The sequence below is a fragment of the Bradyrhizobium sp. 154 genome (genome assembly GCF_023073875.1).
Lineage (GTDB): Bacteria > Pseudomonadota > Alphaproteobacteria > Rhizobiales > Xanthobacteraceae > Bradyrhizobium.
This window is the reverse complement of sequence record NZ_JADPKG010000046.1, coordinates 1-12500: the sequence shown is the minus strand read 5'-3', so window position 1 is coordinate 12500 and position 12500 is coordinate 1. Positions and strand designations below refer to the sequence as shown.

The following is a 12500-nucleotide window of genomic DNA, read 5'->3' as shown; positions in this document are numbered from 1 at the left end:
AGCTGTAGGTCCGGGTTGTTTCCCTCTCCACGACGGACGTTAGCACCCGCCGTGTGACTCCCGCATATTGCTTTCGGGTATTCGGAGTTTGGTTGGGTTTGGTAAGACGGTAAGTCCCCCTAGCCCATCCAGTGCTCTACCCCCCGAAGCATTCGTGCGAGGCGATACCTAAATATCTTTCGCGGAGAACCAGCTATTTCCCAGTTTGATTGGCCTTTCACCCCTAACCACAAGTCATCGGAGCCTTTTTCAACAGGCACCCGTTCGGTCCTCCAGTGAGTGTTACCTCACCTTCAACCTGCTCATGGCTAGATCACTAGGTTTCGGGTCTAATACAACGAACTTGGCGCCCTATTCAGACTCGCTTTCGCTACGCCTTCGCCTATCGGCTTAAGCTTGCTCGTTAAATTAAGTCGCTGGCCCATAATACAAAAGGTACGATGTCACCCAGAACGAATCTTGGGCTCCATCTGTTTGTAGGTGTCCGGTTTCAGGTCTATTTCACTCCCCTCGTCGGGGTGCTTTTCACCTTTCCCTCACGGTACTGGTTCACTATCGGTCGCTGAGGAGTACTTAGGCTTGGAGGGTGGTCCCCCCGTGTTCAGACAGGATTGCACGTGTCCCGCCTTACTCGTGGATACATCATCGCATTACTCGTACGGGGCTATCACCCTCTAAGGCCCAGCTTTCCTGACTGGTTCCGATTGTCTCTGATGTATCACTGGCCTGGTCCGCGTTCGCTCGCCACTACTAACGGAGTCTCTGTTGATGTCCTTTCCTCCAGGTACTTAGATGTTTCAGTTCCCTGGGTTCGCTTGAAACCTCCTATGTATTCAGAAGTCTCATACCTTCTCTTGATAACCGGAAATCCAAAACCTCGCGGTTTGATTTCTCGCATTTCTGGTCGAACCCCAACACACAAGGTCTTGGAGTTCCGGCTATCGAAGGTGGGTTTCCCCATTCGGAAATCCGCGGATCAAAGCTTCTTCGCAGCTCCCCACGGCTTATCGCAGCGTAGCACGTCCTTCATCGCCTCTCAGCGCCAAGGCATCCACCGAACACCCTTAAGGCACTTGATTGCTCTCATTATCAATGTCCACACACTCGGCAGAATGTTGTCTGTACGATTGCCTTGCGGCGCGCACCCTCGATGAATGCTACGTACAGCCGGACATTGACTAGAAAGACCAGCTTGCTTCGTAAGATCGTTCCGATAGCGAGGCGGTCAAGCTTCGCTAAAAGGATCATTTACAACTCGCCCATCTTCCAGATGCAACCTTGTGGGCCGCACTGAAAGGCGCGCGAGCGCCGAAATGATCCGGAGATAATGAAGGCTCGCGCAACGATTTGCTGCACGACCCAACTCGGATCGATCTCCTCTTTACGATGTCAGAAAACACGCAGCTCATTGTCCATCCGGACTAATGAGTGCGAAGTGATGTTTCGCGGACGACGGTTGAATACCTGCAAACACGGCATCGATGATCAAACCATCTGGTGGAGCCAGACGGGATCGAACCGACGACCTCATGCTTGCAAAGCACGCGCTCTCCCAGCTGAGCTATGGCCCCGTAACCAGAAGACGAAGCGCGATGCTCGTACCATGGCTTGCCGAGCCGAAGCTCGCGCTGACTAGCCCGCCTTCGCCCACAGGGCTTCGGCGTGGCAGCCTTGCACTCGCTGGCGCGAGCGAAGGCTGGTGGGCCTGGGAAGACTTGAACTTCCGACCTCACGCTTATCAAGCGCGCGCTCTAACCAACTGAGCTACAAGCCCCTAACGCTATCCTATCAGGACTAGGGTCTTGCGTGCATGCATCGGCGACCAGCGCCGAATGCAATCGCACAGCGCAGCCCCGGCGCGTGTTCGTCCGCGAAGAAAGAGAAACGAAGACGGCGAAATCCCGCCAATGCAGCTCAACGATCTGGCGATCTGTTGGCCACTGATGTTTCTAAAACGATCCGATAGTGAGCGTGAGCTCGCTGAAGGATCATCCTTAGAAAGGAGGTGATCCAGCCGCAGGTTCCCCTACGGCTACCTTGTTACGACTTCACCCCAGTCGCTGACCCTACCGTGGCCGGCTGCCTCCCTTGCGGGTTAGCGCACCGTCTTCAGGTAAAGCCAACTCCCATGGTGTGACGGGCGGTGTGTACAAGGCCCGGGAACGTATTCACCGTGGCGTGCTGATCCACGATTACTAGCGATTCCAACTTCATGGGCTCGAGTTGCAGAGCCCAATCCGAACTGAGACGGCTTTTTGAGATTTGCGAAGGGTCGCCCCTTAGCATCCCATTGTCACCGCCATTGTAGCACGTGTGTAGCCCAGCCCGTAAGGGCCATGAGGACTTGACGTCATCCCCACCTTCCTCGCGGCTTATCACCGGCAGTCTCCTTAGAGTGCTCAACTAAATGGTAGCAACTAAGGACGGGGGTTGCGCTCGTTGCGGGACTTAACCCAACATCTCACGACACGAGCTGACGACAGCCATGCAGCACCTGTGTTCCAGGCTCCGAAGAGAAGGTCACATCTCTGCGACCGGTCCTGGACATGTCAAGGGCTGGTAAGGTTCTGCGCGTTGCGTCGAATTAAACCACATGCTCCACCGCTTGTGCGGGCCCCCGTCAATTCCTTTGAGTTTTAATCTTGCGACCGTACTCCCCAGGCGGAATGCTTAAAGCGTTAGCTGCGCCACTAGTGAGTAAACCCACTAACGGCTGGCATTCATCGTTTACGGCGTGGACTACCAGGGTATCTAATCCTGTTTGCTCCCCACGCTTTCGTGCCTCAGCGTCAGTATCGGGCCAGTGAGCCGCCTTCGCCACTGGTGTTCTTGCGAATATCTACGAATTTCACCTCTACACTCGCAGTTCCACTCACCTCTCCCGAACTCAAGATCTTCAGTATCAAAGGCAGTTCTGGAGTTGAGCTCCAGGATTTCACCCCTGACTTAAAGACCCGCCTACGCACCCTTTACGCCCAGTGATTCCGAGCAACGCTAGCCCCCTTCGTATTACCGCGGCTGCTGGCACGAAGTTAGCCGGGGCTTATTCTTGCGGTACCGTCATTATCTTCCCGCACAAAAGAGCTTTACAACCCTAGGGCCTTCATCACTCACGCGGCATGGCTGGATCAGGGTTGCCCCCATTGTCCAATATTCCCCACTGCTGCCTCCCGTAGGAGTTTGGGCCGTGTCTCAGTCCCAATGTGGCTGATCATCCTCTCAGACCAGCTACTGATCGTCGCCTTGGTGAGCCATTACCTCACCAACTAGCTAATCAGACGCGGGCCGATCTTTCGGCGATAAATCTTTCCCCGTAAGGGCTTATCCGGTATTAGCACAAGTTTCCCTGTGTTGTTCCGAACCAAAAGGTACGTTCCCACGCGTTACTCACCCGTCTGCCGCTGACGTATTGCTACGCCCGCTCGACTTGCATGTGTTAAGCCTGCCGCCAGCGTTCGCTCTGAGCCAGGATCAAACTCTCAAGTTGGACTTGAACTTTGAACCGGCTGATCACAACGTTTGACGAGGTCCCACCATACTCGCGAAGCGATTCACATCGCTTGCGAACTGACCTCAATGAAGAGGCCATGGTGTTACCTTTGAAACGTGTACCGCCGAAGTCTTTCGTCCGGTCTCGATCAGAAAAGCCGAAGCTTCCCAGAAGCGAGACCCGCAAGGACTCCGCCGTCCACGTTTCTCTTTCTTCATCTTCACTTGTCAAACAGCCCGGGACCTTGGAGGCCCCAACCTTCCAGCGTGGAAGGGTTCCGACACCCTTACCGACGATGAATGACTCCAACCGACTGGTGTCGATTGTTGTGTCACTCAACAAGGTGAGGAGCATCAGTGGCGCGTTCGCTCGCCTTGGTCAGTGACCCGGCGGCGCCGCGCTCAGTGGTTGGGGTTATAGTCCCCCCTCATCGGGATTGTCAACGCCCATCGTCAACAAATCGTCGCACAGTGGATCGACGAAAAAATTCTCGTGTTTCCAGGCAGTTAGAAGGACGGAGAACGGTCGGGCTGATGCTGTGCGAGGAAAAAACTGAAAAAAGTTTGCGCCCCCGGCGGGCTCTGGAGCGGGCTTCGGCGGCGGCTTGGGAGAGGGCTTGGGACGCCCGTCCGGGGAGGCTTCCCGCGTCCGCCCTTCAGGAAACTTTTTCCATATGAGGCGCCGTACTTGAGCCACAATCCCGCGGCGTTCTGATAAGAGACAAGCTTGAATCGCGGGGACGCCAGTGGGGGCTGCCGGCGGTTTTCATGGGTCAGAGGAAGGCGATCTTGCAGATGGCGCGGCCTTCCTCCGGCATTCGAGAGACATCGAGAGACCTTTTTCCGTTTAGCTGTTCGTAATTTCGGCCGGCCCGTCATCGGGGCCTTCTGACCGCGAACGCCTATGCGGCTTGCCCTTTTCCTGCGATACGCCTCGAAGAGGGCGACCGGGAAAAGGCTCGATACGGGGCTTTTGGGTCGTTGAATTGGGGGACTTTGGGTTGAGCCACAGGACGTCACGCAGCGCTTACGGGCGTGAGACCGGGATCATCGATCTCGGCCACGAGCCGCCGCTGTCCGTCGACGGTTCTGAGGCCGCCGTGATCGATCGCCGCCGCGTCTCGGTACAATGGTTCAGCGGGACGATTCTGACCGGACTCTGCGGCGCGGCCCTCATCGGCGGCGCCGTTTTCGCGTCGCTCGACGGCGAGATGACCTTCGCCAAGGTGCCGGAGCGGGTCGAAGGCGCGCTGCGCGGTGCATTCGGCGCAGCCGATCGCGCCGCCACGCTGCACAAGAGCGACCGCCTGCCGCCGCCAAGCGAATCCACGGCTTCGCGCAACATCGTCCGCGTCTCCACGGTCGCCCGCGTCGGCAACCGCGACGTGATGCGGGTGCGCCCGTTCGTCCGCATCGCCGGCAATCTGTCGATGACGACGAGCGATCTGTCGGCGAAGATTCCGCCGTTCAACGCCCAGCGCATGCTCACCGACGTCGGCTCCGATCCGAAGACCGCCTCCGACGACCCGAACAATCCCGAAGCCGTCGAGCCCGACGCCGAGGTCTCCTTCGTCACCAAGGACCTGTCGCCGGTGCTGCCGAAGGCCAAGATTTCCGCGGTGGTGGCGCTCGACGACATCCTGATGCGGGTGCGCGATGCCGCCAATTGGCGCGGCAATGGCGGGGTGCGCTACGCCTCGCTCGCCAATGCCGCCGCCGACGTCTCCGGCGCGACCGGCGCCTCCGACATCAAGATGGCCTATGCCACCGAAGTATCGCCGTCCGATCCCTATGCCGGCTTCGAGACGCGCGTGGTGCCGGAAAACGTCACGCTGCTGCCCAAGACCAAGGAGCAGATCACCGGCGGCAATCCCAACGGCGAACGCGTCCACATGGTCAAGAAGGGCGACAGCGTCGCTGGCGTGCTGCGCGATCTCGGCGCCACCGCCGACGAGATCAAGGCGATCACCGCAACGCTCGGTCCGCGCGGCCGCGACGGCGGCCTGAAGGAAGGCGAGAAGCTCCGCATCCTGATGGCGCCCGCAAGCCCCGGCGCGCGCCTGCAGCCCTACCGCGTCGTCGTCGCCAACGACACCATGGTCGAGGCGATCGCGGCGCTGTCCGATCTCGGCAAATACGTCGCGGTCGACGTCTCCAGCATGAACACCGTCACCGACGCCGCGGCCAACGCCAACAGCGACGACGATGACGACGATGACGGCTCCGGCGTGCGGCTCTATCAGAGCATCTACGAGACCGCGATGCGCAACAAGGTGCCGATGCCTGTCATCGACGACATGATCAAGATCTACTCCTACGACGTCGATTTCCAGCGCAAGGTGCAGCCGGGCGATTCCTTCGACGTGTTCTACGCCGGCGAGGACGAGGGCGTGACCGCCAGCGAGAAGAATGAGGTGCTGTTCGCTTCGCTCACCGTCGGCGGCGAGACCAAGAAATACTACCGCTACCAGAGCCCCGACGACGGCGTCGTCGACTACTACGACGAGACCGGCAAGAGCGCGAAGAAGTTCCTGGTCAGGAAGCCCGTCAACAACGCCATCATGCGCTCCGGCTTCGGCGGCCGCCGCCATCCCATCCTCGGCTACGTGAAGATGCACACCGGCGTCGACTGGGCCACCGCCTACGGCACGCCGATCTTCGCCTCCGGCAACGGCATGATCGAGAAGGCCGGCCCCGAGGGCGGCTACGGCAAGTACATCCGCATCAAGCATGCCAACGGCTACGAGACCGCCTACGGCCACATGTCGGCCTTCGCCAAGGGCATGGAAGTCGGCAAGAAGGTGCGCCAGGGCCAGGTGATCGGCTTCGTCGGCTCATCCGGCCTGTCGACCGGCCCACACGTCCACTACGAGATCCTGGTCAACGGACGGTTCGTCGACCCGATGCGGGTAAAGCTGCCGCGCGGGCGCTCGCTGGAGGGCCCGATGCTGGCGAGCTTCGAGAAAGAGCGCGACCGGCTCGACGGCATGATGAGCGGCCGCGGCGGCGCGATCGCGAGGATGTCGGATGCGACCGGCGGGCCGTTACAGGTGACGAACCGCTAAATCGGCACGGCCGGGCGCTACCTCACAACGTCAAGTTTCGTTTGCCAAAGCCGCTTGACGGGCGAATACTTTCCGAAAAATGGGAGGTCTCGCCATGAAGAACAGGCTCGCCTGCGCAGCCCTGGTTGCTGCAGTTTTCTCCATCACGAGCGCATCGGCTGAGACCTTGCCGGCAAGCTGGGAGGTCACCAAGCTCGTCCCGGGCTCCGCATTCCACGGCGTCCATGGGCTTGGCATCGACAAGGCCGGCCATCTGTTTGCCGGCAGTGTCGCCGGCGCCGCGCTCTACGAGGTCGACATCGCAGGCGGCACGGCCAAGATCGCGATCCCCGCTCCGATCGGAATGGCCGACGACATCGCGTTCGCGCCCGACGGCACCATGGCCTGGACCGGCTTCCTCGCCGGCGATCTCTATGCACGCAAGGGCGACGGCCCGATCAAGAAGCTTGCTTCCGGCCTTCCCGGCATCAACTCGCTCGCCTTCCGCAAGGACGGCAGGCTCTACGCCACCACCGTCTTCCTCGGCGACACGCTCTACGAGATCGACGTCGAGGGCATCAAGCCGCCGCGCCAGATCATGGAGAAGATGGGCGGCCTCAACGGCTTCGAGTTCGGTCCCGACGACAAGCTCTACGGCCCGCTCTGGTTCAAGGGACAGGTCGCAAAAGTCGACGTCGACAAGGCCGAGCTGACCGTCGTCGCCGATGGCTTCAAGGTTCCGGCCGCGGTGAATTTCGATTCCAAAGGCAATCTCTTTGTTGTCGACACCGCGCTCGGCCAGCTCGTCCGGGTCGATCCGAAGTCGGGCGCCAAGACCATAGTCGCGCAACTGAAGCCGTCGTTGGACAATCTCGCGATCGACGGCAACGACCGCATCTACGTCTCCAACATGGCCGATAACGGCATCCAGGAGGTCGATCCGGCGACCGGCCAGGCCAAGCAGATCATCATCGGCAAGCTGGCACTGCCCGGCGGCATCGGCGTCACCTCGAACAATGGCAAGGATACCATCCATGTCGCCGACGTGTTCGCCTATCGTACGGTCGACGGTGCCACCGGCGAGGTCACCGAGAAGGCGCGCATGCACGCCGCCGGCGTCACCCTCGAATATCCGATGAGCGCGACAGCAAAGGGCAACGACGTGGTCCTGTCGAGCTGGTTCACCGGCACGGTGCAGGTGATCGACGGCAAGACCGGCGCCACGCGCGACATGCTGCACGGTTTCAAGGCCCCGCATGACGCGATCGTGCTCGCGGACGGCAGCATTCTGGTGGCCGAGCTCGGCACCAAATCGCTGGTCAAGGTCAGCGGTGAGCATGGCCAGGATCGCGCCACGCTGGTCGGCGATCTCGAGGGCCCGGTCGGTCTCGTCGGCGGATCGGCTGGCGAAGTCTACGTCACCGAGGCCTTCTCCGGCGCCGTCTCCCGGATCGACAAGAACGGCGCAAAGACCGTGCTCGCCAAGGAGCTGAAAATGCCGGAAGGCATTGCGCGCGCCAGCGACGGCAAGCTCATCGTGGCGGAAGTCGGCGCCAAACGATTGGTCGAGATCGCGCCGGAGACCGGCAAGGTGACGGAGATCGCGGCCAATCTTCCGATCGGCCTGACAGGCGCACCCGGCGGCCTGCCGACGCATATCCCGACGGGCGTCGCGGTCGGTGCGAGCGGCGTCATTTACTTCACCTCGGACGTGGAGAATGCGATCTACAAGGCAGTGAAGAAGTAGCGATCGCTGGACAAGAGCTGACCGCGGAACCCAGGCTCGGGTTCCCGGTTAGACGCTGACGGAAGCCCACCAGCAGGAGGACCGCCCATGACGCGCCTCTCACGTGACGACGTCGTCAAGGCCGTGGACCGCGCCGATGACGTCACTATTGCCCAGATCATCGGGACCGGCGCGACGGCCGAGGAACTCGCCGAAGCCCAGGCCTGGCTCGCCAACGACGAGCCGATGATCAACGACTTGCGGCCGCTGGCGCAGGGCCGGGTGCGCGAGCTGGTGGATATTCTCTCGGAGCTCGAGGAGGACGACGAGGAGCAAGGCCCCGCCGCTCCCGGCTCCGCGTCCGCGCTCAGCTAGCCGGCGAGCCAACCGACGAATTCGCCCCGGAAAGACAGATCTCTCCGGGGCGTCCTGTTGCTTCAGGCGGCAGAAACGCTCAGTTCAGTTTCCGCTTCGGCACCGGGGCCTCGAACTGGGCGATCTCCGCGGTCTGCGGCGCCTTGCCGTTGAAGGTCAGCACATTGCCCTCGGACGAGATCGCAACGCTGTCGCCGTCTCTGACCTCGCCGGCCAGGATCATCTCGGCGAGCGGGTCCTGGAGATAGCGCTGGATCACCCGCTTCAGCGGCCGTGCGCCGTAGGCGGGATCCCAGCCCTTGGCAGCGAGCCAGTCGCGGCCTGCGGCATCGAGCGTCAGCACGATCTTGCGATCGGTGAGGAGCTTCTGCAGCCGCGCGAACTGGATCTCGACGATCCGGCCCATCTCGCTCTTCTGCAAGCGGTGGAACAGAATGATCTCGTCGACGCGGTTGAGGAACTCGGGGCGGAAATGCCCACGCACCATTCCCATCACCTGCTCGCGCACGGCCGAGGTGTCCTCCCCTTCCGGCTGGTTGACCAGAAATTCCGAACCGAGGTTCGAGGTCATGATGATGAGCGTGTTGCGGAAGTCGACGGTGCGGCCCTGGCCATCGGTCAGGCGGCCGTCGTCGAGCACCTGGAGCAGGACGTTGAACACGTCGGGATGCGCCTTCTCGATTTCATCGAACAGCACCACCTGATAGGGCCGGCGCCGCACCGCTTCGGTGAGCGCGCCGCCCTCGTCATAGCCGACATAGCCCGGAGGCGCGCCGATCAGCCGCGAGACCGAGTGCTTCTCCATGTATTCGGACATGTCGAGGCGGACCATCGCGGTCTCGTCGTTGAACAGGTACTCGGCGAGCGCCTTGGTCAGCTCGGTCTTGCCGACGCCGGTGGGGCCCAAGAACATGAACGAGCCGGTCGGCCGGTTCGGGTCCTGCAGGCCTGCACGCGAGCGGCGCACGGCGGTTGCGACCGCACGCACGGCTTCGGCCTGGCCGACGACGCGCTTGCCGAGTTGCTCCTCCATCTTCAGGAGCTTCTCCTTCTCGCCCTCCAGCATCTTGTCGACGGGCACGCCGGTCCAGCGCGAGACCACCTGCGCGATGTGGTTGGCGGTGACCGCCTCCTCCATCATCTCGCCGGCGTTCTCCTTGGCCTCGATCTCCGCGAGCTTCTTCTCCAGCTCCGGGATCCTTCCATAGGCCAGCTCGCCGGCCTTCTGGAATTCGCCGCGCCGCTGCGCGTTGGCCAGCTCGACTCGCAGGCCGTCGAGCTCGGCCTTCAGCTTCTGAGCATCGGAGAGCTTGGTCTTCTCCGCGCTCCAGCGCGCCGTCAGTGCCGCAGACTTCTCCTCAAGCTCGGCAAGGTCCTTCTCCAGCGTCTGGAGCCGGGACTTGGAGCCGGCATCGCTTTCCTTCTTCAGCGCCTCCTGCTCGATCTTGAGCCGGATGATCTCGCGGTCGAGCGAGTCCAACTCTTCGGGCTTGGAATCGACCTGCATCTTCAGCCGCGCCGCGGCCTCATCCATGAGGTCGATGGCCTTGTCGGGCAAGAAGCGGTCGGTGATGTAGCGGTTGGACAGGGTCGCGGACGCCACAAGCGCCGAATCGGTGATCCGCACGCCATGGTGCTGCTCGTACTTGTCCTTCAAGCCGCGCAGGATCGAGATGGTATCCTCGACCGACGGCTCGCTGACGAAGATCGGCTGGAAGCGCCGCGCCAGCGCAGCATCCTTCTCGACGTGCTTCTGGTACTCGTCGAGCGTGGTCGCGCCGATGCAGTGCAGCTCGCCGCGGGCGAGCGCCGGCTTGAGCAGGTTGGAGGCGTCCATCGCGCCATCGCCCTTGCCGGCGCCGATCAGCGTGTGCATCTCATCGATGAACAGGACGTAGGTGCCCTCGCTCGCGGTGACTTCCTGGAGCACGGCCTTCAGCCGCTCCTCGAATTCACCACGGTACTTCGCGCCGGCGATCAGGGCGCCCAAGTCGAGCGCAAGCAACTTTTTGTCCTTGAGGCTGTCGGGCACATCGCCATTGATGATGCGCAGCGCCAAGCCCTCAGCGATGGCGGTCTTGCCGACGCCGGGCTCACCGATCAGCACGGGATTATTCTTGGTCCGGCGCGACAGCACCTGGATGGTGCGGCGAATCTCCTCGTCACGGCCGATGACCGGGTCGAGCTTGCCATCGCGCGCCGCCTGGGTGAGGTCGCGGGCATATTTCTTCAGCGCGTCGTACGCATTCTCCGCGGTCGCGCTGTCCGCGGTGCGGCCCTTGCGCAGGGCTTCAATGGCCGCATTGAGATTTTGCGGGGTGACACCGCCCTTGTTGAGGATCGCGCCGCCCTCGCTGGTCTTCTCCAGCGCAAGACCGAGCAGCAGCCGCTCGACGGTGACAAAACTGTCGCCGGCCTTCTCGCCGGCCTTTTCCGCCGCGTCGAAGGTGCGGGCGAGTTCGGGCGCGAGATAGATCTGGCCAGCGCCGCCGCCGGAGACCTTGGGTACCTTGTTCAGGGCGTCCTCGGTCGCCTTCAGGATTGCACGCGAATTGCCGCCGGCGCGGTCGATCAGACCGGCAGCCAGCCCTTCAGTGTCGTCCAGCAGGACCTTCAGCACATGCAGGGTGGAAAACTGCTGGTGCCCCTCGCGCATCGCAAGCGACTGCGCGGATTGGATGAAGCCCCTGGAGCGTTCGGTGTACTTCTCGATATTCATGTCTTTTCTATCCCTCGGCCTGCCCTCGGAGCCCTCAAAGGCACTCCAGACGGCATCTTCATTGGGTTTCCGATCACCGTATTGACGTTTCAACCGGTAACGGTGTTCTGCCGGCGTTGCCGCCGGCCTGAGGCAAATGTGGGAAGCGGGTCGCGGATGCGGAAGAGGCGCGTTCACAATTTCGTGCGCTCATGGGCCGCTTGGCGCGGGCCTGCCGAATCCCCTAAGTAGCGGCATGATAGCCAGCCGCACCGCCGAGATTACCGGCCTCTACCGCTACCCGATCAAGGGCCTGACACCGGAACACCTGACCCGCGTCGCGTTGCGGAGCGGCCAGACCCTGCCCGCCGACCGCCGCTACGCCATTGAGAACGGGCCGAGCGGGTTCGATCCCGAGGCGCCCCAGTGGAAGCCGAAAATCCAGTTTCTGATGCTGGCGCGCAATGAGCGACTGGCCTCCCTCGACAGCCGGTTCGAGGACGCGACCAATCGCCTGACCATCCGCAAGGACGGCCAGATCGTCGCCAGCGGCGATCTCGAGAGCGCTGCCGGGCGCACCGCCATCGAGAGCTATTTCAGGGAGAACTTTCAGCCGGAACTGAAGGGCCCACCCAAGGTCCTGTCCGGCCGCGACCACAGCTTCTCCGACGTCGCCCGCAAGGTCGTGTCCATCATCAATCTCGACAGCGTCCGCGCCCTCGAGACCATGCTCGGCGGCGCCACCGTCCACCCGCTGCGCTTCCGCGCCAATCTCTATGTCCAAGGTTGGCCGGCTTGGTCCGAGCTCGACCTCGTCGACCAGACGCTCGCAATCGAGCGGGCGCGGCTGAAGGTGGTCAAGCGCATCAAGCGCTGCCCGGCCACCAACGTCGACCCGGTGACCGCCAAGCGCGACCTCGAGATCCCGCCGGCGCTCTCGCGCCATCTCGGCCACATGGACTGCGGCATCTATGCCGAGGTGATCGAAGATGGCGAGATCGGCGTCGGCGATGCGGTCGCGGTGGGAGAGCCGAGACTGGTGTGAGCCGATACCGCCTCAACACACTCCGTCATTGCTGTCGATGTTCAATAATTCGCTGATTGGATCGCGGTGGTCTTGGTAGCGGCGAAGGCCTTGGGAGTTTGTCCTGCCAAGGCCTGATGGGGT

5 protein-coding genes, 2 tRNA genes and 2 rRNA genes (1 of these 9 running past the window's edge) are annotated in these 12500 nt (G+C 61.9%); 4 read left to right on the top strand and 5 right to left on the bottom strand.

What is annotated here, in order from left to right:
* The 4 genes from IVA92_RS11535 to IVA92_RS11520 all read right to left on the bottom strand — a co-directional run.
* Positions 1–1079: ribosomal RNA gene (locus IVA92_RS11535) — 23S ribosomal RNA — on the bottom strand; it reaches 1766 nt to the left of the window's first position.
* A 416-nt stretch (positions 1080–1495) separates the two neighbouring features.
* A tRNA-Ala gene (locus tag IVA92_RS11530) sits at positions 1496–1571 on the bottom strand.
* A gap of 126 nt (positions 1572–1697) precedes the next feature.
* Positions 1698–1774, bottom strand: a tRNA-Ile gene (locus IVA92_RS11525).
* Positions 1775–1998: 224 nt separating this feature from the next.
* Positions 1999–3487, bottom strand: a 16S ribosomal RNA gene (locus IVA92_RS11520).
* The 16S and 23S rRNA genes sit together here with 2 tRNA genes alongside, the layout of an rRNA operon.
* Before the next feature lie 1003 nt (positions 3488–4490).
* Here IVA92_RS11520 and IVA92_RS11515 point away from each other — a divergent pair.
* The 3 genes from IVA92_RS11515 (at position 4491) to IVA92_RS11505 (ending at position 8634) form a co-directional block, all read left to right on the top strand.
* Complete coding sequence (locus tag IVA92_RS11515) at positions 4491–6554, top strand: M23 family metallopeptidase (RefSeq protein WP_247276782.1); 2064 nt, start codon at positions 4491–4493, stop codon at positions 6552–6554.
* Positions 6555–6648: 94 nt separating this feature from the next.
* The gene (locus tag IVA92_RS11510; protein WP_247276783.1) at positions 6649–8280 is read left to right on the top strand and encodes a hypothetical protein; all 1632 of its coding nucleotides are present in this window, start codon (positions 6649–6651) and stop codon (positions 8278–8280) included.
* Between the two features lie 87 nt (positions 8281–8367).
* Positions 8368–8634 (top strand): hypothetical protein, encoded by a 267-nt coding sequence (locus IVA92_RS11505; RefSeq protein WP_247276784.1) that lies wholly within the window; start codon positions 8368–8370, stop codon positions 8632–8634.
* 79 nt (positions 8635–8713) lie between these two features.
* Here the strand turns inward: IVA92_RS11505 and clpB are convergent, their stop codons facing one another.
* The gene (clpB, locus tag IVA92_RS11500; RefSeq protein WP_247276785.1) at positions 8714–11353 is read right to left on the bottom strand and encodes an ATP-dependent chaperone ClpB; all 2640 of its coding nucleotides are present in this window, start codon (positions 11351–11353) and stop codon (positions 8714–8716) included.
* 235 nt (positions 11354–11588) lie between these two features.
* Here clpB and IVA92_RS11495 point away from each other — a divergent pair, with 235 nt between their 5' ends.
* Positions 11589–12377, top strand: a complete 789-nt coding sequence (locus tag IVA92_RS11495) for an MOSC domain-containing protein (protein ID WP_247276786.1) — start codon at positions 11589–11591, stop codon at positions 12375–12377.
* Positions 12378–12500 lie beyond the last annotated feature (123 nt).

Coding starts and splice junctions, on each gene's coding strand:
- IVA92_RS11505 (WP_247276784.1), top strand. CDS start 8,368: ATGACGCGCCTCTCACGTGACGACGTCGTCAAGGCCGTGGACCGCGCC.
- IVA92_RS11510 (WP_247276783.1), top strand. CDS start 6,649: ATGAAGAACAGGCTCGCCTGCGCAGCCCTGGTTGCTGCAGTTTTCTCC.
- clpB (WP_247276785.1), bottom strand. CDS start 11,353: ATGAATATCGAGAAGTACACCGAACGCTCCAGGGGCTTCATCCAATCC.
- IVA92_RS11495 (WP_247276786.1), top strand. CDS start 11,589: ATGATAGCCAGCCGCACCGCCGAGATTACCGGCCTCTACCGCTACCCG.